The 21,004-nt window shown below is 29.0% G+C and carries 20 protein-coding genes and 1 pseudogene; 19 read left to right on the plus strand and 2 right to left on the minus strand.

Annotation, left to right across the window (positions count from 1 at the left end):
* Nucleotides 1-26: 26 nt before the first annotated feature.
* Nucleotides 27-812 carry a hypothetical protein gene (locus tag G9F70_RS07695; RefSeq protein ID WP_164945466.1) on the minus strand — a complete coding sequence of 262 codons (786 nt, stop codon included), beginning with the start codon at nucleotides 810-812 and terminating at the stop codon, nucleotides 27-29.
* Between the two features lie 173 nt (nucleotides 813-985).
* On the opposite strand from G9F70_RS07695, the gene G9F70_RS07700 reads away from it, so the two are divergent.
* From G9F70_RS07700 to G9F70_RS07745, 10 genes are all read left to right on the plus strand, one after another.
* Nucleotides 986-2,578 carry a hypothetical protein gene (locus tag G9F70_RS07700; protein ID WP_164945467.1) on the plus strand — a complete coding sequence of 531 codons (1,593 nt, stop codon included), beginning with the start codon at nucleotides 986-988 and terminating at the stop codon, nucleotides 2,576-2,578.
* A gap of 213 nt (nucleotides 2,579-2,791) precedes the next feature.
* Nucleotides 2,792-3,547 (plus strand): sugar phosphate nucleotidyltransferase, encoded by a 756-nt coding sequence (locus tag G9F70_RS07705; protein WP_164945468.1) that lies wholly within the window; start codon nucleotides 2,792-2,794, stop codon nucleotides 3,545-3,547.
* 56 nt (nucleotides 3,548-3,603) lie between these two features.
* Nucleotides 3,604-3,762 carry a dTDP-4-dehydrorhamnose 3,5-epimerase family protein gene (locus G9F70_RS07710; protein ID WP_164945509.1) on the plus strand — a complete coding sequence of 53 codons (159 nt, stop codon included), beginning with the start codon at nucleotides 3,604-3,606 and terminating at the stop codon, nucleotides 3,760-3,762.
* 21 nt (nucleotides 3,763-3,783) lie between these two features.
* The gene (locus G9F70_RS07715) at nucleotides 3,784-5,700 is read left to right on the plus strand and encodes a glycosyltransferase (protein WP_164945469.1); all 1,917 of its coding nucleotides are present in this window, start codon (nucleotides 3,784-3,786) and stop codon (nucleotides 5,698-5,700) included.
* Between the two features lie 195 nt (nucleotides 5,701-5,895).
* A complete protein-coding gene (locus G9F70_RS07720) occupies nucleotides 5,896-6,660 on the plus strand; it encodes a glycosyltransferase (protein ID WP_164945470.1) in 765 nt (254 codons plus the stop codon).
* A gap of 88 nt (nucleotides 6,661-6,748) precedes the next feature.
* On the plus strand, nucleotides 6,749-7,882 hold the full coding sequence (locus G9F70_RS07725; RefSeq protein ID WP_164945471.1) for a glycosyltransferase family 61 protein: 1,134 nt from the start codon (nucleotides 6,749-6,751) through the stop codon (nucleotides 7,880-7,882).
* Nucleotides 7,882-8,676, plus strand: a complete 795-nt coding sequence (locus G9F70_RS07730) for an N-acetyltransferase (RefSeq protein ID WP_164945472.1) — start codon at nucleotides 7,882-7,884, stop codon at nucleotides 8,674-8,676. Before G9F70_RS07725 ends, G9F70_RS07730 begins: the two co-directional genes overlap by 1 nt.
* 22 nt (nucleotides 8,677-8,698) lie before the next feature.
* A complete protein-coding gene (locus tag G9F70_RS07735; protein ID WP_164945473.1) occupies nucleotides 8,699-9,106 on the plus strand; it encodes a sugar 3,4-ketoisomerase in 408 nt (135 codons plus the stop codon).
* 11 nt (nucleotides 9,107-9,117) lie between these two features.
* Nucleotides 9,118-10,212, plus strand: a complete 1,095-nt coding sequence (locus tag G9F70_RS07740) for a DegT/DnrJ/EryC1/StrS family aminotransferase (RefSeq protein ID WP_164945474.1) — start codon at nucleotides 9,118-9,120, stop codon at nucleotides 10,210-10,212.
* A 119-nt stretch (nucleotides 10,213-10,331) separates the two neighbouring features.
* A complete protein-coding gene (locus tag G9F70_RS07745) occupies nucleotides 10,332-11,432 on the plus strand; it encodes a glycosyltransferase (protein WP_164945475.1) in 1,101 nt (366 codons plus the stop codon).
* Between the two features lie 150 nt (nucleotides 11,433-11,582).
* Here the strand turns inward: G9F70_RS07745 and G9F70_RS07750 are convergent, their stop codons facing one another.
* Complete coding sequence (locus G9F70_RS07750; RefSeq protein ID WP_164945476.1) at nucleotides 11,583-13,367, minus strand: TPR domain-containing glycosyltransferase; 1,785 nt, start codon at nucleotides 13,365-13,367, stop codon at nucleotides 11,583-11,585.
* A gap of 199 nt (nucleotides 13,368-13,566) precedes the next feature.
* Between G9F70_RS07750 and G9F70_RS07755 the strand changes: the two genes are divergently transcribed.
* The 9 genes and pseudogenes from G9F70_RS07755 (at nucleotide 13,567) to G9F70_RS07795 (ending at nucleotide 20,957) form a co-directional block, all read left to right on the plus strand.
* Nucleotides 13,567-13,863 (plus strand): hypothetical protein, encoded by a 297-nt coding sequence (locus tag G9F70_RS07755; RefSeq protein ID WP_164945477.1) that lies wholly within the window; start codon nucleotides 13,567-13,569, stop codon nucleotides 13,861-13,863.
* A 79-nt stretch (nucleotides 13,864-13,942) separates the two neighbouring features.
* The gene (locus G9F70_RS07760; RefSeq protein ID WP_164945478.1) at nucleotides 13,943-14,263 is read left to right on the plus strand and encodes a hypothetical protein; all 321 of its coding nucleotides are present in this window, start codon (nucleotides 13,943-13,945) and stop codon (nucleotides 14,261-14,263) included.
* 141 nt (nucleotides 14,264-14,404) lie between these two features.
* Nucleotides 14,405-16,426, plus strand: a complete 2,022-nt coding sequence (locus tag G9F70_RS07765; RefSeq protein WP_224617466.1) for a glycosyltransferase — start codon at nucleotides 14,405-14,407, stop codon at nucleotides 16,424-16,426.
* A gap of 2 nt (nucleotides 16,427-16,428) precedes the next feature.
* Nucleotides 16,429-17,505 (plus strand): non-hydrolyzing UDP-N-acetylglucosamine 2-epimerase, encoded by a 1,077-nt coding sequence (gene wecB, locus G9F70_RS07770; protein WP_164945480.1) that lies wholly within the window; start codon nucleotides 16,429-16,431, stop codon nucleotides 17,503-17,505.
* A 12-nt stretch (nucleotides 17,506-17,517) separates the two neighbouring features.
* The gene (locus G9F70_RS07775; RefSeq protein WP_164945481.1) at nucleotides 17,518-18,378 is read left to right on the plus strand and encodes a dTDP-4-dehydrorhamnose reductase family protein; all 861 of its coding nucleotides are present in this window, start codon (nucleotides 17,518-17,520) and stop codon (nucleotides 18,376-18,378) included.
* A gap of 79 nt (nucleotides 18,379-18,457) precedes the next feature.
* Complete coding sequence (locus G9F70_RS07780; protein ID WP_164945482.1) at nucleotides 18,458-19,474, plus strand: SDR family NAD(P)-dependent oxidoreductase; 1,017 nt, start codon at nucleotides 18,458-18,460, stop codon at nucleotides 19,472-19,474.
* A 154-nt stretch (nucleotides 19,475-19,628) separates the two neighbouring features.
* A pseudogene (locus tag G9F70_RS07785) lies at nucleotides 19,629-19,727 on the plus strand (ribosomal protein L7/L12); the annotation flags it as partial.
* Nucleotides 19,728-19,748: 21 nt separating this feature from the next.
* Nucleotides 19,749-20,345: a sugar O-acetyltransferase gene (locus tag G9F70_RS07790; RefSeq protein WP_164945483.1), complete on the plus strand. Its 597-nt coding sequence runs from the start codon at nucleotides 19,749-19,751 to the stop codon at nucleotides 20,343-20,345.
* Nucleotides 20,346-20,513: 168 nt separating this feature from the next.
* Nucleotides 20,514-20,957 carry a tellurite resistance TerB family protein gene (locus G9F70_RS07795; protein WP_164945484.1) on the plus strand — a complete coding sequence of 148 codons (444 nt, stop codon included), beginning with the start codon at nucleotides 20,514-20,516 and terminating at the stop codon, nucleotides 20,955-20,957.
* The last annotated feature ends 47 nt before the right edge of the window (nucleotides 20,958-21,004 follow it).

The raw sequence follows: 21,004 nt of genomic DNA on the forward strand, positions 1-21,004 counted from the left end.
GAGGATATCCTTAAATACAATCTTAATTATCTGCAGCATGGAGAACAACTTGGTGTTGGTGGACATATTGTTGGGCAAACTGGTGTTGGACATGGTGTGTTAGGGCAAGAAGGTGTAGGACATACAGGATCTATCTCAAAGGAACCACTGAATTTTACAACAGTATCTTCACAAGGAGAACCGGTTCCGCCAGTACAAGTATCGCATCTTTCTAGAGTTGCAGTAACAGTAACAGTAAGACTATCAGCAGGTATAGGTTTAGGTTGTGCTTCGCTTAATGTTGGTGGACATTGTTGATAACTTACAATGTTATTTACACATAGTGATCCGTCACAGCTTATAGGACCGTTAAGAGCTCCGCTGCAGCCAGCACCTGCACATTCGTCACCTACAGCATTACCTGTAAATGCTCTAAATTGAATACCCCCAATTACTCTTGTGGGATATAATGATAAGCAGAAAGTAGGACAGCCTGCTCCAGGTGTAACCGTAACATTACAAGGACAAGGATCTGTAAAGCAGAACAAGCAACTGTTAAATTGTATACCGGTAAGGGCAGGGTCAAGAGTTACAGTAAAGCCTGGTCCAATGGTTGTTTTACAGCAGAAATTTACTGTGTTTACACAGTCTTTGCAGTCAGGAGTACATGTAGGAATAGCTTTAAATCCAGCCTTAGTAGCATTGAATCCATTTGATTCCATAAGCTCTTTAAGAGTCTCTTCAGTTAATGTAGTTGCTATCTGTTTTTCTGATAGACTTTCCATTTCTAGCATTATGTCTTTAATTTCTTTTTTTGTAGTACATTCTTTCACAATACTTACCTCCCCTTTAAACAAATATAAATATTTCTAACTTTATATCTACACTACCATAATATGAATTGGCATAGAATGTGTGCTAATTTCTGAAAAAAAATTAAAGTTATAATTAGCAATATGGTTAGCATATTTTATATAAAGAATAATTAAAAAGAAGGGATAAACTAATGTTTTTGCCTGAAAAGACTTTTTATGTTTTAAAGCAATCAGACTATACTACATGGAATTTTACATATGATAAAAAAAAGGGAATTTTATATAGAATATTAAAAGAAGATAAAGAATCTAATTATAATGAGCTAGAAAAAGAAAGTAGCGGAAACTTTTCTGTGTTATTACTTCCTAATGATGATATATATTTCTTATATGAAGATTTAAAGGGAAACATAATGTTGCGTATTTTAAAGGGGAATAAATGGAGTGAGGATATAGTTATTCTTAAAAAGACTACTGAAATATATGACATCTCTTTTAAGGCTATATTAAATAAAAATGAAATTTATTTATTTTATAATGTATTAAATAAAAAAACTAAAATTAGAACATTATTTAATCAAGTAGTAGATGAAAACTTTAATCTAGCATCACCTAAAATAATAGATAAAAGCAGTGATAAATATAATCATTCTTTCACTATTGTTGCAGATGAGAACAACAAGCTACTAATTATGTATGAAAGATTACAAAAGGACTATAAACTTGGATATAAGATTTTAAATACTGAATTAGATAGATGGTCAGATTTTCATATAATAGATGAAAGCGATAATCCATTTATAGATTATTCACTATTGTCAATTAACAACAGTATACATTCATTATATATAAAAAAGGAAAAGGATAAAAATATCTTAATTTATTCACAGAGTGAAGCTATTAAAGAAGGACATAAGACATTATTCGAGGGCTCGGATATAAAATCTTGTTCTTTTTTTGCCATAGAAGGTCATTTATATTGCTCATGGATAAATAATAATGAAATTTATAACTGTTTCACAAAGGATAAGGGGAAAACTTTTAGTTCGCCATCCTATATTGAATTATTAGCTTCATTGGATGTTATAAAATCAATATATAAGTCTAATTTAACTAGAAGTATAAGGAATTTAATTATTAATGAAATGTATGTAATGGATGATGATGAGGTGGAAGTTTTAATAATTCCAAATGATTATAATACTTTAGATAGTGGTATGGCTAATAAAGATGAAATTTATAAAGAATGTGACCAATGTTTATTAGAGGCTAAATCTTATTTAAATGTTGCTTATAATAAAATGCTTATATACGAAAAACAATTGAGACAGAAAGGTGAGTTAATTACTCTATTCAATAACAGTATACAAGAATATGCTATTAGAATTCAAATATATGAAAATAAATTGAAAGATATAAATACACAGTGTATAAAATTTCAAGAGGATAAGAATTTATTAAATGAAAATATAGATTATCTTCAAGAGAGTTTAATAAGTAAAGAAAAGAAAATCAATGAATTAGAAAATGCTAGTATGGAGCAAGAAAAAGAAATATTAATTTTAAAAGAGCAGTTTGACGAAAAAGAAAAACAAATTATAAAATTGCAAGAGAAAACCTCCCAGCAAGATAGGGTTAATATGGAGGATGAAAGTAAAATTTTATCATTTATTGAAGAAGTTGAAGCTTTAAAAAGTAAGTTGGATGATTTAAACTCAAAACTAACTATATCTAACTCTAAAATTAATGAATCCTTTTTAAAACGAATATTTAATAATAGATAGCAATCTAACTAGAAATAGTATGATATATGAATAAGTTTAAACATTTATTAAAGATTACTGCATTAAATTAATGTAGTAATCTTTTTATTTGTGTAACAAAAGCAGGTAGTAGATTAATATAATATACTGAACTTTAAAACTATGTATAAATAGGTATTTCATATATATAGTTCTAGGTTTAATTACAAAATTTTTTAAAGAGGCGTGGTATTTATGAAAGGTATAATTCTAGCAGGGGGAACGGGCTCAAGACTTTATCCTTTAATAAAAGCAACAAATAAGCATTTACTTCCTGTAGGAAAATATCCAATGATATATTATTTAATTGCTAAAATGAAACAAGCAGATATTACTGATATTATGATTATCTCAGGAAAAGAGCATATGGGCGCTATAGTAAATTTATTAGGTAGTGGATATGAATATGGAGTTAAATATACGTTTAGGATACAAGATCAACCTGGAGGAATAGCAGAAGCATTGGGATTATGTGAGGAGTTTGTAGGAAAAGATAGTTGCATCGTCCTACTTGGAGACAATATATTTGAAGATGATATATATGAATATGTAAAAAACTTTGAAAAAAAGGGGAAAGGTGCAGAGTTATTGTTAAAGAAAGTAGCAGATCCTCAAAGATATGGAATAGCAGAAATTGAGAACGGTAGAATAATTTCAATAGAGGAAAAACCTAAGAATCCTAAAGGTGATTACTGTGTTACAGGAATATATATGTATGATAATAGAGTTTTTGATGTTATTAAAGAATTAAAACCATCTAATAGAGGAGAACTTGAAATCACAGATGTTAATAATTGGTATATAAGAGACGGTTCTCTTACCTACGATATTATGAAGGGATGGTGGACAGATGCTGGGACATTTAGTTCTTTGATGAATGCTAATATATTAGCTAAAGATATAGATTTAGATTATATATTGAGTAGAGATTTTAAGGTAGAGGATAGATAATATCATGTTGTGATTTACTGGTGACCCTGAAATTTTTATAAATGTACTACTAATTTATTGAAGCTGAGTTTGCGTACAAGTGTACGGAGTTTTATTATCCTAAAGAAGAATGTGGGATAATATGGAACGATGCTAATTTAAATATTAATTGGCCAGTACAAGATGTTAATGAAGTTATATTATCTGATAAGGATAAAGAGTGGGGAAAATTTTAAGAAATATAGGGGCGGATAATAGTGAATAATAAGAAAATATGTTTTATTTGTTGCGTCAATGATGAAACAATGTACCAAAAATCCATGGTATTTATTAATCAGTTGGAAATTCCTGAATCCTATGAAAGTGAAAATATACGTATAGAAAACGCGAATTGTATTACAAAAGCTTATAATGAGGCAATGAAAAAATCAGATGCAAAATACAAAATTTATTTTCATGAAGATGCATTTATACTAAATAAAAATTTTATACAGGATACTATTAATATATTTAATAGTAATAAAAAGATAGGAATGATTGGTATTGCAGGGGCAAAAATAATTCCTCAAAGTGGTATATGGTGGGAATCAAATCTAAAATATGGAAATTATAATTTTATTTACAAAGGAAAAGAAAATTTTATAGAATTTAACAAAATAAAAAATTATTATGAAGACGTTAAATGTATAGATGGTACAGTAATGGTAACCCAATATGATGTTCCCTGGAGAGATGATGCTTTTAAAGGTGGGAACTTTTATGATATTTCTCAAAGCCTTGAATTTTTAAAAAAAGGATATGAATTAGTAGTTGCAAGGCAGTTTGAGCCATGGTGTTTAAATTATTATAGAAATCTTAATAATGAAGAGCAATATCAAATGTCTAGAATAGAGTTTCTGAATGAGTATTCTAAAGATATGGAATTAATAACCTACAATGGACCATCAGTGAAGGAAGAGTTGGAAAAGTATATAAAAAATGATTTACGTGAGAGTATAAACAAAATATTACAAAAACTTAAAAACAATAACACAGTTTTTGTGATTTCACATTCGGATTATAGGACAATATTAGGGGGTACTGAGAAAGTAATTTATGAACAACAAAAATTATTCTTAGATAAAAAAATTTCGTATATTCAAATTTTCCCTTATAAACAGATAGTATCAATGTCAAATGAACCTGATTTACAGATGATAGCGCTAAATGTAGATTCTAATTTAATTGGATATTTTACAATATCGCAACTGAAAATTATGTTGTTTGTTATTCAGAAATTAGATGTAAATATTATGAAAGTTCATATTCATCATCTTTTAGGATTTGATATCAGTTCAATTGAGAAGTTATTGGAATATATTAAAGCTGATATTAAATTCTTTTTACATGATTACTATAGTATATGTCCTCATTGTAATTTACTAAAGGATGATATCTATTATTGTGGCGATTCACATCATATTTCAAATTATTGCAGTAGCTGTAAATATGGCAAAGAAAGAGTTAAACATTTTGAAAAAATCAATAGTTTTTTTTATAAGTTTAATATGATATTTATTGCACCTTCCGAAGTAGCAAAGAATATATGGGTAAAGTTTTTTCCGGAATTAAGAGATCGAGTTTATGTAATTCCTCACCAAGTATTAGTTGGTGAATATTATAAAAAAAATTTGTTGGGTAATAAAACAATTAAAGTAGCATATGTGGGATCTCAGCAAGAAAATAAAGGATGGGCTGTATGGCGAAATTTTGTTAAACAAAATAAATATAATTATGATATTTACCATTTTGGTTTATGCTGCGAAAAATTATCTAACGTAACCAATATACTTGTATCTTTTATTGAAGATGGTGAAGGTGCAATGACTGAAGCTTTAAAAAAATATAATATTGACATTGTTATACTTTGGTCTATTTGTCCTGAAACGTACTCCTTTACTTATTTTGAAAGTTATTGTGCTGGGTGTTTTGTAATAACAAACCCTTTTAGTGGAAATGTTGCTCAGCAAGTTATTAAAAATGGTAACGGAGTCGTACTACAAAATGAAACTGATTTAAATGAACTATTTAAAAATCCTGATGATATTTGTAATTTAATTAATAAAACTACAGGCATAGTATATCCTGTGGAATTGAAGGTAAATAGTTGTTTGATTGATGAAGTGCAAGGTTGATTAAACTGATACCTGTTTTTCAATCAGTAGTAAACTAAATATCACGCTATGCATAAAATAGATTAAGTAGTTGTAAGTTCTAAAGGATGCTGCTTAATGAATTTTTAAGAAGCTCTAACCGTAAGCAAATTCTAAAAACCCTAAGAATGAGTGAGATATCAAGAGGGATTTATATATAGAGAGGAAGGTTTATTTGTGGATGCTAGTAATATAGTCAGCGTGTTGGTATTGTCTTATAATAATTTACAATATATAAAGGAGTGTTTAAATTCAATTTTACATCAGAATTATCAGTATATTGAAATTATCATAAGTGATGATTATTCTAGTGATTTTAAGAAAGATGAAATAGAACAATTTATAAGGGATAATAAAAAAGAAAATATAGTTAACTATGTAATAAATCAAAATTCAAGTAATCTAGGAACAGTTAAGAACTTAAATAATGCAATTAGTTTAGCAACTGGTAATTATTTCATTAATATTGCTTGTGATGATTTACTCTTTGATGATGAGGTTATAACTAGTATTGTAAAATATTTTTTAGACACGAATTATCTCATATTAGCTGGATATATAGCTATGTTTGATGAACAATTAAAGGAATACTTATTAACAATGCCTCAATGGCAATATATTAAATATATCTATGGTAATCCTATTGATTGTTATAGCGTGTTGTGTAGTGGTGATTTTATACCTGGTCCGGGTGTGTCTTACAAACGAGAACTTATAAATAGATATGGTATGTATGATGAAGAATATAAGGTGATGGAGGATTATCCAAGATGGCTATATTTAACAAGAAAGGGGTGCAGTATTGGTTTTTTACAACGATATATTGTTAAATACAGAAAGGGAGGTATCTCGATGACTAATGAAGAAATTTTTAATGATGATTTAGCCTTAGTTAGAAAAAAAGAAATATTACCTTATTTAGATTTAATCAAAGGATCTTAAAGGTGTTTTCCAAATGAGAATTTAAAATAAATAATTAAATTAAACAATGCTAAATATTAGTACATGCCAAAAAAGGAGGAACCACCAAATGGTCATGGAAAGGAGATTAAAGAATATTTCATGTAAAGAATATTGTAATATTCATAATTTCAAATATTCTATACAAAAAGAGGAACATTCCCAGAAAATTTATATACCAGATTACAGAGGAAACCCTGAAGCTAATAATTATATAGATGTTAAGTATCCCGAAATTTATATAGCTGAATTAAATAATGTTAATATAATTGGTGGAAATTATATAATTTTTGATGAAAATGATTATTGTATTTATGATCTACCTTTCACGGATGATGAAAATAAATTTGATTTAAAAATTAATAAAACAGTATATGTAGATAAAAATACTACTTATATTAACTATAGTGAACCAATTGAAACCATTGATGAAGGAATAATGCTTATAGCAGGTTGCTCTTATAATTTTTCTCATTTTCATACAGAAGTGTTATCTAAATTATGTCTTATTAATGGAATAAATGAATACGATAATGTTCCGATATTGATAGATGAAATTTGTATTAGAACACGGCCGTTCCTAGAAGAATTACTAATGCTAAGAAAAAATGGCAGGAAAATTATTTTTTTTGAAAAAGGAAATGTTTATAATATAAAAAAATTAATTTATATTTCAGACTTAGCGATTTATCCTTTTCAGATTAAAGAAGGTTATTTGTTGAAAAATAAAGATTGTGTGATAAGTGATCTAGGTATCAAATTATTAAATGAAAATTTAACAATAAAAAGTAATATATTTAGAAAAATATTTATCTCTAGGCGAAATACCTGGAACCCTAGATTAGAAAATCAAGACATTGTTGAACAAATTTTTTCAGAGAATGGCTATGAAATCATTTTTCCAGAAGAAATGTCTTTTTATGATCAATTAAAAACATTTTCTGAAGCTGAATTTTTAGCAGGTGTATATGGGTCTGGATTTACAAACATTATATTTACAAACAAAAATGCAAAAGTCATATGCATACAACCTAAAGAGATTGAATGGCCTTGGTTTTCAAATATTGCTGGAATACTCGGACAGCAGTGTTATTTTTTAGATGCAGAACTTTCTAAAGAAACACCATTTAGGTATTATCAGAATAGTTTTAAATTAGATGAAGGATATCTAAGAGAATTTTTAAAACAATTTGAGGTGGGTTAATGAATAATTGTATAATTTCAGATAGTGCTACAATCAAAGACAATGTAATTATTGGTGATAATGTAATAATAGAAGATAATTGTTATATAGATTACGGGGTAATACTAAGAGACAATATTCATATAAAAAAGGGGAGTTATATTGGGGCCAGATGTATTCTTGGAGAATATTTAATGGATTTTTATTCTGATAGAATAAATAAGGTTCATCCTTTAGTGATTGGAGAAAATGCATTAATTAGGAGTGAAACAATTGTTTATGGTGATACAACTATAGGCAATAATTTTCAAACTGGTCATAGAGTAACTATAAGAGAAAGATTACTAATAGGAGACAACGTTAGAATTGGAACTTTATCAGATATACAAGAAGATTGTAGCATAGGTAATTATGTTAGTCTGCATAGTAACGTATTTGTAGGAGAGAAAAGTGTAATAAAAGATTATGTTTGGATTTTCCCCCATGTTATATTAACTAATGATCCAACACCTCCTTCACAAACATTGTTAGGCGTTACTGTAGAATCTTATGCAGTAATTGCTGCTGGTAGCATAATTTTACCTGGGATAAATATAGGTGAGGATTCATTAGTTGGAGCAGGAAGTGTAGTAGGTAAAAATGTAGAAAAAGAAACGCTGGTAGTTGGTAATTCAGTAAAGAGGACTTTCCCAATACAAGATGTAAAAAATAAGCAGACAGGGGAGCAAACTTATCCCTGGAAATATACTTTTTCTAGAGGAATGCCTTGGGATAAATTAGGATATGAGCAATGGTTAATAAGTGAGAGTATATAGCACTATTTATTAAGGAGGCAATATGTATAATTGTTCCTTGTTAAAATTTATAAATATAAATGGTAAATATGGTGATTTAACACCTATAGAGGAAATGCTGGACGTTCCATTTGATATAAAGCGTATATATTATATTACAAAAGTACCGCAGGGAATTAAAAGAGGTTTCCATGCACATAGAAAACTGCATCAAGTGCTAATATGTCTTAATGGCTCTGTAAAAATAAAGGTGAAAAACCCAAAAGAAGAGACTGAATTTATATTAGAAGATGCATCAGTGGGCCTGTATATTGGACCGTATATCTGGAGAGAAATGTATGATTTTAGTGAGGGTGCTGTTCTTTTGGTACTTGCATCTGATTACTATAGCGAAAGTGATTATATACGAAATATTGACTTTTATATGGAAGAAGCAGTCAAAAGATATTAGGAGTGATTTCGATGAGAATACCATTTTTAAATTTTGAACCAATGCATAGCGAAATAAGAGATGAGATTATAGAAGCTTTTAAAAGAGTATATGATAGAAATTGGTTTATTTTAGGACAAAGTGTAGAAAATTTTGAAATGGATTTTTCAAAGTATTGTAATACTGAGTATTGTATAAGTTGTGGGAATGGATTAGATGCGCTTTGTCTTATCTTAAGGGGATATGGTTTTGGAGAAGGTGATGAAGTAATTGTGCCATCTAATACTTATATAGCTACTGCTTTAGCAGTTTCTTATGTTGGAGCCAAGGTAGTTCTAGTGGAGCCTGATATCAAAACTTTTAATATGGATGTAAATAAAATTGAAGAGGCTATTACCAAAAGAACAAAGGCAGTTATTGCTGTTCATTTATATGGTAGACCTGCAGAAGCTGATAAAGTGAGAGAACTATGTGGAAAATATAATTTAAAATTCATAGAAGATGCAGCGCAAGCTCATGGAGCAATGTATGAAGGTGAAAAAATAGGAAGTCTTGGCGATGCAGCTGGGTTTAGTTTTTATCCAGGTAAGAATTTGGGCGCATTAGGAGATGGCGGAGCTATTCTCACCAATGATGGTATTCTGGCACAAAAGGTGCGAGCATTAAGAAACTATGGCTCAATCATTAAATATTGCAACGAATATAAGGGGGTTAATTCAAGACTGGATGAAATACAAGCGGAATTCTTAAGAGTAAAGCTAAAGTATCTGGATAAATGGAATAGTGATAGGCAGAAGCTTGCAAAACTGTATCTTGAAAAAATAAATAATAGTAAAATAGTTCTTCCAGTTGTAAACCTAATTGAGGATTCGGTATGGCATGTATTTGCTGTGAGGACAGAATACAGAACTGAATTAGAGCGGTATTTGAAAGATAGTGGAATAGGGACTTTAATTCATTATCCAATACCGCTACACCTTCAACAGGCCTATAAGGAGTTAGGCTATAAGCTGGGGGATTTTCCTATAGCAGAAGAAATTTCAAGGACTATACTAAGTTTACCAATATGGTATGGAATGAGTGAGGAAGAGATTAATTATGTAATAGGTGTTTTAAATCAGTGGTAAAGATGTACTAACACCATTATAGAATAGCTAACAAGTAAATGATGTTAAATCTAGTAGGATAAAAAATGCTAGATTTTTCTTTGTGACTTTAAGAATAATGTTTATAGTGGAGGAATAGTATGATTACAAGTATAGTAATTTTAACTTACAATAAACTTAAATATACAAAAATCTGTATTGAAAGCATAAGAAAATATACAGATAAAAATAATTATGAAATTATTGTAGTAGATAATCATTCTACTGATGGTACCGTTGATTGGTTAAATAATCAGCGAGACATAAAAACAATATTTAATGAAGAAAATGTTGGTTTTCCAAAAGGCTGTAACCAGGGAATAAATATTGCTGAGGGAGATAATATTCTACTTTTAAATAATGATGTGGTGGTTACTCCAAATTGGCTTATGAATTTAAATAAGTGTTTATATAGTTCGGAAGATATAGGTGTAGTTGGAGCAGTTGCTAATAGGTGTCCTTATTATCAGCAAATAAGTGTGGGATATAATAACATGGAAGAAATGATATGTTTTGCAGAAAAATATAATATTTCTGATAAAAGTAAGTGGGAGGAACGGTTAAAGTTAATTGGATTTTGTATATGTATCAAAAGAGAAGTGATAGAAAAAATTGGGCTATTAGATGAAGGGTTTACTCCAGGAAATTTTGAGGATGATGATTATTCTTTAAGAATAAGAAAAGCTGAATATAGATTAATGCTTTGCAAAGATACCTTTATCCATCATTATGGTAATGCTACCTTTGGTGAAAATCCTCCGGAGTATTATAAAATTTTAGAAATAAATCAAAAGAAATTCGAAAAAAAATGGGGATTTAGATGGGAATATTGTAAATCTATAAGTTATGAAATAATTAAACTAATAAATAAACCTAAGTCAGAAGAATTTAACGTTTTAGAAATTGGTTGTGGCTGTGGTGCTAATTTACTTGAAATAAAAAATAATTTTAAAAATGTTAATGTATATGGTATAGAATCAAATAAAAATGCTGTGGAAATAGCGAAAATCTTCGCAAAGGTTATAATTGGAAACATTGGAAGCAGTGGAAATTATGAATTAAATTATAAAGACAAATTCTTTGATTATATAATTTTTTCAAGTATACATGTGGATTTAGATGAATTTCCGAAAATTCTAAGATTTGTAAAAAAACATCTGAAAGATGATGGCCAAATATTAATAAATGATTTTAATACTTAGCTAACTGAATTATTAAAGGTGAATTTTTTGACAATAAGGATATTAATATAAACTTAAAGAAATAGCCATAATAGGTAGACAACATAATATTCTATGTTGCCTACCTATTATTTTTTTAATGTATAGAATACATAACATTAAAGTATTTGCTTAGCACAGTAATATCTCCAAACCTTCTCCATCATAAACTTCAAATTCTTTTATCGATCTCATTATTTCTTTTTTAGCAAGTTCAATATATCCATAGCTATAATATAGTTTTCCAAGATTGAGTAGTACAAATTTATTATTTATTAAATTTAGTAAGGTTACGGCTATTTCAAGTTCATTAAACTTATTGTTTATGAGCAATATTTCACAGATTTCTAAAATAATATCAAGGTATTCCTGGTCATTTTCTTCTTCAGATAAAACAGAAGTGGGCTCTTTTGTAAATAAGTTTAAGAACTGTGAGTAAACTTTATATTGTTTTTTATTATACTTAGATAAATCATCCTCTTTAAAATTACTTAATAAAGTAAGTGCATTATCATAATTATTAGTTAATATGCTACTTATAACCTTGTACATGGAAAAATATAAATAACTAGAACTACTTTCAGCTATACTGTTCATTTTAATGCATTCATTAAAGTCGCCAGACATTACAAGACAATTAGCTTTAAGCAACATTAGGTCTTCTGGAATAATTCCAGCAAGTTCACATTTTTCTACGTACTCCAATGCTGTTTTATAAAAGCCTTCGGTGTAAAATAAATTTGCAATAATGATATTAGCTTTGGGATAATCAGAAAAGAACTCTTCTATTATTTTTTTGAAATCATCGAAAGGTGTATTTTTATTCTTTAATATATGACCAATAGAATATAGTGGATTAATGAAATCAGGATTTGATTTCATTGCTTCAATATAATAATTGTATGCAGCATCATAATCCTTAAGTTTCAAATATGCATTACCTAACTCATAATATGCTTTGAAACTTCCTACTCCATATAAACACTTTAATTCAGAAGGTGCTTCTCCGAGCTCAATGCATTTCTCCAGAGACTTTATCTGAAGTGTAGGCATATTCATATCTTTTAAAATAAGAGCTTTTAAAAAATATAAGTCAGTAAACTTAGGATAGTTCTCAAGACCAATATTTATAAATTTAAAAGCTGTATCGTAATCTTTTATATTATAATTTAAAAAGACTATCCTGAATATAAGTAAAAAACTATATCCATTGTGAGGTTCAAAGTTTTCATAGGATTTATAATAATGTTCCAAAGCCATTTTCACATCATCTAGAGCTGCGTATTCAGTGCCTAAATTGAAGTGTGCAAAATAATTATCTGGGTCTTTTTTTATTTGCTGCTTTAACAGTGTTATATTTCTAGTTCTCTTATCTTTAGAATCTATGCTTTTATTCATATACCCAAAATGGTGAATTTTTATAAGTGTGTAAATTGCATTATATTTATTTTCTGAAAATATTAACTGATTATGAATTTCTCCATCATAGTGAGTTCCCTGGTTATTTTTATATAGTCTTGGATTTAGATTTATAGTAATTGAATTATCATCAATGATACTTCCATAATAGTTTAAGGTTTCAAAATAATAAATTGCATTTTCATCTAACTGCCTAGTTAATAAATCTCTTAAATTTTCTTGATCGCCTGGATATAATTCATCATCTCCGTCCAAAATCAATATCCAATCTTTAGTAGCGTATTTTAATGATTCATTTCTAGCATCACTAAAGTTATTATTCCACTTAAAATAGTGAACATTAGCTCCAAAGCTTTTAGCGATATCTATAGTTCTGTCCGTGGAACCTGTGTCAACTATAATAATTTCATCAACAATATCCTTGATGCTACTAAGGCATCTAGGCAAGTAGGTTTCTTCGTTTTTAACAATCATACACAGACTTACTTCATTTTTCATTTATTATCCTCCAATTAAAAACAATCAAATACTTCCATATATATTATGTAGAATTTAATTAACAGTTCTTAATTCATTTTCGAAATCTTGAGATATTTGAAATCACTTTAAAAAACTATTAGGTACATTCTATGTACAAATTCATATATTATAACAGGATGAAAATCCTTAAAAATAAATTTGTGGAGATGGATTTTTTATGGCTTTAACACTTAACTTTGATACTCCAAAAACTAGTTCACCGCGTGTGGTTGCTGTTACAGGAACAGTTGCGGCATATAGTCTTGGATATTTGACAATTAGCCTTAACGTTACTAACGCTTCTACTGCATCTAGAAACCGTTCATTTTACAGAACAATAACCTATAATAATACAGCCGGGGCTACAGCTCAAGTAGTTAATACTTCTTATACTTTGTCAATTGTACCAAAAATTTTAGGATCAGATACTATTTTGTCTGCAACTCAAGCTTGGTCATACACCCCTAACGTTTAATATTAACTATTTTAAATACCATGGAGCCATAATTGGCTCCATGATCTAAGTTTAGGAACAATGGAGGTATTTTTAGATAATGAAGAACCCAGACGTGCAAGAATACTGTTATTTTCATATAAAAGTGGTTATGAGATGTGAGTGCGGAGAAGCTACTATAACAAAAGTCAGAGTTATAGGAACAGTAGCAGAAGATTCGCTATATAATGCTGTAGTAAATATTGGTGTAGAAAGAGCCAGTAGTGGTCATACGGATAATTATTATGTTGTTGATCAATATAATAACTTATTAAGCGGTATCCCTCTTTATATAGATAAAATCTATAATATGGCTATTATCCCAAAGGAAACCACCGGTGATGTTGAAACTACGAACTTTTATGGTTCTTATAAAGCATAGAGTATTTTTTTAGTAAGTTAGTTATTTAAAACTGTATAGTGCCTCAGAACAAAGTACTAAATGGATTTTAATGGGTAGCTGTTAATGGGGATTAATACTTTTAAGTTACCCAGTGCAAACAGTGAAGGGAGGTATAATTTAGTGGAAAACATCAGTAATATAAAATTTAATTCTAAGAAAACTGATAAAAAAAACATTGTTTTTTTTGTAAAACAGGGATTAGATAGCTTTTTGGAAGATATTATTATGGGATTATCAAGTGAATATGAAACTAAAAAGATAATTGTAACAGATTTCAAACAAATTGATGAGGAAATGAAATGGGCTGATATATGCTGGTTTGAGTGGTGTGATGAACTAATATCCTATGGAAGTAAACTTAATATTGCTAAAGAAAAGAAAATTATATGTAGAATACACAGTTATGAGGCTTTTACAGATTATCCAGCTAATGTTGCTTGGGAAAACGTGGATAAAATTATATTTGTGGCAGAACATATTAAAAATTTTGTTATTGAAAATTTTAGCATAGATGAAGAAAAGGCAATAGTTATTTCTAACGGTATTGATGAGGAAAAATGGACATTTACTGAGAGAAGACCTGGATTTAATATTGCTTATGTAGGTTATATAAATTATAAAAAAGGGCCCATGTTATTATTACATGCTTTTAAAAGCATTTATGATAGAAATAACCAATATAAATTATTTATTGCTGGTAAGTTTCAAGATCATAGAGATGTTTTGTATTTCAATCAAATGATAAAAGAATTCGGATTAGAAGATAATATAATTTATGAGGGCTGGCAGGATAATCTGGATAAATGGCTAGAAGATAAAAATTATATACTATGTACAAGTATCTTAGAATCTCAAAACATGAGTGTTATGCAAGCTATGGTAAAAGGAATAAAACCTATAATTCATAATTTTGTTGGTGCAAGAAACATATATCCTAAGTCTTTAGTTTGGAACACAATAAATGAAGCTGCCCATATGATAACTGACAATGAATATAATTCAAAAGAATATTGCTCATTTGTTTTGAATGGTTTTGAACTTCATCACCAAATAGAAAAACTAAAGTCAGTATTTACAAATCTACTCCAAACTAAAAAAACTGCCATGATTGAACAACCATTAGTTACTATAGGAATTACAAATTATAATGGTAAACAATATCTATCAAAATGTGTAGAATCTTTTATAAATCAAACTTATAAAAATATAGAAATTTTACTTATTGACGATTGTTCAACGGATGGTTCTGAAGAAATAATCAAAGATTATGAGGAAAAATATAAAAATATAAATGCAATATATCATAGTGTGAACTCAGGTGGAGCATCAAAAGCAATTCAAGAAATTATTAGTGATGCAAAAGGAAAATATTTTCAGTGGATTGCTTGTGATGATTTCCCTGAAAGAGATGCTATCTATAAATTTGTAGACTATTTAGAGAAAAACCCTAGTAAGGACTATGTATATAGTAACTTCAATATAGTAAATCAGGATAATATAAAAATTAACCAATGGAAATACCAGGTTTGCTCACAAAATAAAGTTGTTGAGCATATTTTCAAGTCTGCCTCTGGTGTAATTCCTATGAATTGTTTATATAGATTGAGCTTTTTTAAAGATAATAAAATAAATTGGATAATATACAGAGATAACGATTTTTCCGCAGATACATTAAATTCACTACAGTTTATAAAATATAATTGGAATTATGGAAAAATTGATGGTGCAGTAATAAATTATAGAATTCATTCAAATAATCTATCACATAACCTACAAAAAAGAATAGCCTCAGCCGTTTCAATTTTTGATTATATAATTAAAAATTTTAAAGAAGAAGTGTATGCTTCAGAAATTCAATGGAATCAATTTGAAAATAGAGACCAATTAAAAAATTATGTAATAGCACAATTTTATTATGATCAAATTGAAAATCATGTAAATATGAATGCAATACCTGAATATGTAAAAGGCAATGTCACCAAGGAGGAATTAATGAAATATTGCTTTGTATTTGCAAAAGAGGGAATGAATTATGTTGATGAAGGCCTAGAGCAAGGAATAACTCTTTTAAATGAACTTATTAAACTAAAAGAATTATGTGGTAAGTATATGGAAGAAGTTAAAGACTTAGGAGTGATTTAGTTATGAAAGTAATGACGATTCTAGGGACTAGACCAGAAATAATAAGACTATCATTAATTATAAAAAAATTAGACAAGAACTGTGATCACGTTTTAGTTCATACAGGTCAAAACTATTCTTCACTGTTAAACGATATATTCTTTCAGGAACTTAACATAAGAAAACCTGATTACTATTTGCAAGTACCTGCGGATAGTTTTGGCATGCAAGTGGGGAAATTACTACAACTTATAGAAGAAATTATATTAAGTGAAAAACCAGATAAAATACTAATACTGGGGGACACAAATAGTGGTTTATCCGCAATTATAGCTGAGAGACTGGGCATACCTGTATTTCATATGGAAGCAGGTAATAGATGTTTTGACTTAAAGGTTCCAGAGGAGAAAAATCGAAGAATAATAGATGCAATTTCAACTTATGCAATGCCTTATACTGCAGGAAGTAGGGAAAATCTTTTAAAAGATGGTATAGCAAAAAACAAAATATTTGTATCAGGTAACCCAATATTTGAGGTACTGAGATATTATGATGAAAATATTGAAAAAAGCAATATTTTAAGGGACTTAAATTTAGAAAAAGGCAGATATATATTGGCCACCATTCATAGAGCGGAAAATGTGGATGTGAAAGAACGTTTAGAAATAATACTAAAGGCTATTGATTCGGTGCAAAAAGAATTTAATCGTAAAATAATCTTTAGTGTTCACCCAAGAACTAAAAGCAAAATAGATGAATTCGGCTTTCTAAATGCAAATAAAAATATAATTTATAGTGAACCATTTGGTTTTTTTGATTTTGTAAAGCTTGAAAAAAATGGGGCCTGTGTGCTAACAGATAGTGGCACGGTCCAAGAAGAGTGCTGCATATTCCAAGTTCCTACAATTACAATTAGAGATACTACTGAAAGACCAGAAACAGTTGAATGTGGAAGTAATGTGGTTTCAGGTGTTAATTACGAGAAGATTATTATGTGTTCAAGGCTTATGGCAAAGGCAAATAAATGCTGGGGCTATCCAGATGGGTATAGTGACAATAATGTTTCTAGTAAAGTTGTAAATTTTTTATTATCAAATTAGGGGTGAGGGCATGTGAAAAAAATTTTAATGCTAGGTGCAACAGGTATGGCCGGGCATATGATTAGCAACTATTTTAAAACCTTATCAGAAAAATATGTAGTGTATGATATATGCCACACTATTAAATTAGAAGAAAATTCCATAGTATTAGATATACATGATTTAAACTTATTAAACACAATTATTGTAGAGCTTAATCCAGATATCATAATCAATTCTATTGGAATCCTTAATAAAAATGCTGAAGATGACCCTTCTAATACTATATTTATTAATTCTTATTTACCAAGATACTTAGAAGAGAGATTTAAAAATACTAATATTAAGATTATTCATCTAAGTACAGATTGTGTTTTTTCGGGTGACACAGGCAATTACAACGAAATTTCTGTACCAGATGGAATAGATCTGTATGCGAAAACTAAAATACTGGGTGAAGTAAATAATAATAAAGACCTAACAGTCCGCACTTCAATAATAGGACCGGAACTAAAACAGAACGGCACAGGATTATTCCATTGGTTTATGAAACAAAAGGCCACAGCTAGCGGATATTCCAAGGTTATCTGGTCGGGAGTTACTACACTGGAGCTAGGCAAGTGTCTGGATTTTATGATAGAAAATGACTTAAGTGGATTATATAATCTAACTTCAAAAGTTTCAATTAGTAAATATGAGTTATTAAAAATTATTAATTCTGTATTCGATAAAAGGATACTAATTAAATGTTTTGATGGAGTTCAAAATGATAAATCTCTCATTAGTATCAGAAAAGATTTTTTTGTAGAATTGCCTGCTTATACAGAAATGGTTAGTGAATTAAAGGATTGGATGCTAAAAAATAGTAAGTTATATTCGCAATATTTTTTGTAAGTAGGTGATAATAGGAATATCAGACAGTATGTAAAAAGCAAAGCTTTGCATTTTTATAATATTAATGGGGGGACATCATATGTTTGAAGGCAAATCTATTTTAATTACAGGAGGTACAGGTTCCTGGGGAAATGAGCTTACAACTCAACTCTTACAAATGAATCCTAATCAAATAATTATATATTCTAGAAGTGAATTAAACCAAGTCAATATGCAACGTAAATTTAATAATCCTAAGTTAAAATTTATTATAGGTGATATAAGGGATTATGACTCAATAAAACAAGCTACAAAAGATGTACAGTATATTTTTCATTTGGCGGCTTTAAAGCATGTGCCTATTTGTGAGGAGCAGCCCTACGAGGCAATCAAAACCAATATTACTGGTGTCAAAAATCTTATTAATGCAGCAATTGAAAATAACGTTGTCAAAGTAATTGATGTTTCTACAGATAAGGCCGTTGAGCCAATAAACGTTTATGGAATGACAAAGGCTATTGGCGAAAAATTAATAATTCATGCCAGTACTATAAGCGAAAACACCAAATTTGTTTGCATTCGGGCAGGAAATGTATTAGGAACTAATGGAAGCGTTGTGCCATATTTCATAGACCAAGTAAAGAGAGGTAATGAAATTACAATTACGGATACTGAAATGACAAGGTATTTCTTAACTTTAAAGCAGGCAATACAGTTAATATTCAAAGCAATTAAGAGTAGTATAGGCGGGGAAACATTTGTAATGAAAATGCCTGGTTATAAAATAGTGGATATTGCCAGTATTATACAAGATGAATTTGGAAATGAACACTGTAGTGTTAAAATTATAGGTAAAAGACCTGGTGAAAAGGTGCATGAAGTATTAATATCAAACTATGAAGCTGAAAATGCATATATTTATGATAAGGACTATTTTATAATTCTACCTCAAATAAATATAGAGGGTTTAAAAGAGTATTATAAAAAATTAAATTTGAAATCTCTAAATAAAAAAGAGTATTCATCTAATGATTATGTATTAGGATACAATGAAGCTAAGGAGATGCTTATTAAGGGTGGATTTATTGATAATAAAGAAAATAATATAAATTTATAGAAACAGCCATTTCTAGCTGTTTCTTTTTTCTTGTGAAATTGACTAGGTATAATGGTATAATAAATGTTACAGTTAATGTTAACTTGTACAATATAACCAGTCTATCATAGGACTATTTATTAATGTGAATTAAAAAAATATTTTAGAAGGTAAAAAGATTAGAGCAATAAAAAAATATAGGATGCTTACTGGACTTGGGTTAAAGGAAGCCAAAGATTATGTTGATTTACTGAGTGAAGAAAAATTTAAATAGAATAAGATGGAGGTAATGTTTATGACAGAAAAAGAAAAAATGATAGGTGGAAAAGCATATAAAGCATTTGGAGAAGAATTATCATCTGAACGCCAAGCTGCGAAAGAAATGACATTTGACTATAACAGCCTACGCCCAAGCGAAGGGAATAAGCAAAAGGAAATTTTAAAAAAATTACTAGGTGTGGTTCGTAATGATTTTTATATAGAACCACCATTTCGATGTGATTATGGCTATAATATTTCTATCGGAGAAAATTTTTATAGCAATTACAATTGCACTATTTTAGATTGTGCTAAGGTTACAATTGGTGATAATGTTATGTTTGCACCAAACGTAAGCCTTTTTACAGCAGGCCACCCTATTCATTTTGAACCACGAAATGCAGGACTTGAATATGCATTTCCAATTAATATAGGGAATAATGTTTGGTTAGGTGGCGGTGTTATAGTAAATCCAGGAATTACAATTGGCGATAATGTAGTTATTGGTTCTGGTAGTGTTGTAACTAAAGATATTCCGCCTAATTCTATAGCTGTGGGTAATCCTTGTAAAGTAATAGGACAAATTTCAGAAGAAGATAAGAAATACTATTTTAAAAATTTAAAAATTGAATAAACTTGAGTAGGATTGAATTGTAAATAATTTATTAAATTTTTAAAAATATACAGGAAAAATATAATAAATGTAGAATGTAACAAGTGTAGGTGAATTATATTCAAGACACTTGTAAAATAAAGATTGAGTAAAATTTATTAATATAAAAAAGTTTAAGGAGTGTTAATTATGGGAATTGGTGATTGGTTAAGAGAACAGAAGGATAAAACACAAGCAGGAATTAAACAATTTGCAAACAAAGATTTTATGGAAGCGATAGCAGCAGGTTGTGCACTTATTGCAAGTGCTGATGGAGATATAAGCTCAGACGAAAAACAAAAGATGGTAGGGTACATTAATCTTAATGAGTCATTAAAGGTTTTCAAATTAAATGATGTATTAGCCAGATTTAATCATTATGCAGATATGTTTGCATTTGATTATAATGTTGGAAAGGCAGAAGCCATGAAGGCAATTACTAAAATGAAAAGCAAACCAGATGCAGCAAAAACATTAATAGCAGTATGTTGCTCAATAGGCGCTGCAGATGGAACTTTTGACAAAGATGAAATTGCTTTGGTTAGAGAAATGTGCTCAAACCTTGGTGTGAATCCAGCAGATTTTAAACTTTAATAATAGGTACATAAATGCAAACCTATGGGACAATAAAATGTTCTATA

Origin of the sequence: Clostridium sp. FP1 (assembly GCF_011065975.2) — a bacterium.
Classification (GTDB): Bacteria; Bacillota; Clostridia; order Clostridiales; family Clostridiaceae; genus Clostridium_AD; species Clostridium_AD tagluense.

Coding starts and splice junctions, on each gene's coding strand:
- G9F70_RS07760 (WP_164945478.1), top strand. CDS start 13,943: ATGAAGAACCCAGACGTGCAAGAATACTGTTATTTTCATATAAAAGTG.
- G9F70_RS07730 (WP_164945472.1), top strand. CDS start 7,882: ATGAATAATTGTATAATTTCAGATAGTGCTACAATCAAAGACAATGTA.
- G9F70_RS07755 (WP_164945477.1), top strand. CDS start 13,567: ATGGCTTTAACACTTAACTTTGATACTCCAAAAACTAGTTCACCGCGT.
- wecB (WP_164945480.1), top strand. CDS start 16,429: ATGAAAGTAATGACGATTCTAGGGACTAGACCAGAAATAATAAGACTA.
- G9F70_RS07735 (WP_164945473.1), top strand. CDS start 8,699: ATGTATAATTGTTCCTTGTTAAAATTTATAAATATAAATGGTAAATAT.
- G9F70_RS07745 (WP_164945475.1), top strand. CDS start 10,332: ATGATTACAAGTATAGTAATTTTAACTTACAATAAACTTAAATATACA.
- G9F70_RS07795 (WP_164945484.1), top strand. CDS start 20,514: ATGGGAATTGGTGATTGGTTAAGAGAACAGAAGGATAAAACACAAGCA.
- G9F70_RS07780 (WP_164945482.1), top strand. CDS start 18,458: ATGTTTGAAGGCAAATCTATTTTAATTACAGGAGGTACAGGTTCCTGG.
- G9F70_RS07740 (WP_164945474.1), top strand. CDS start 9,118: ATGAGAATACCATTTTTAAATTTTGAACCAATGCATAGCGAAATAAGA.
- G9F70_RS07705 (WP_164945468.1), top strand. CDS start 2,792: ATGAAAGGTATAATTCTAGCAGGGGGAACGGGCTCAAGACTTTATCCT.
- G9F70_RS07700 (WP_164945467.1), top strand. CDS start 986: ATGTTTTTGCCTGAAAAGACTTTTTATGTTTTAAAGCAATCAGACTAT.
- G9F70_RS07790 (WP_164945483.1), top strand. CDS start 19,749: ATGACAGAAAAAGAAAAAATGATAGGTGGAAAAGCATATAAAGCATTT.
- G9F70_RS07725 (WP_164945471.1), top strand. CDS start 6,749: ATGGTCATGGAAAGGAGATTAAAGAATATTTCATGTAAAGAATATTGT.
- G9F70_RS07750 (WP_164945476.1), bottom strand. CDS start 13,367: ATGAAAAATGAAGTAAGTCTGTGTATGATTGTTAAAAACGAAGAAACC.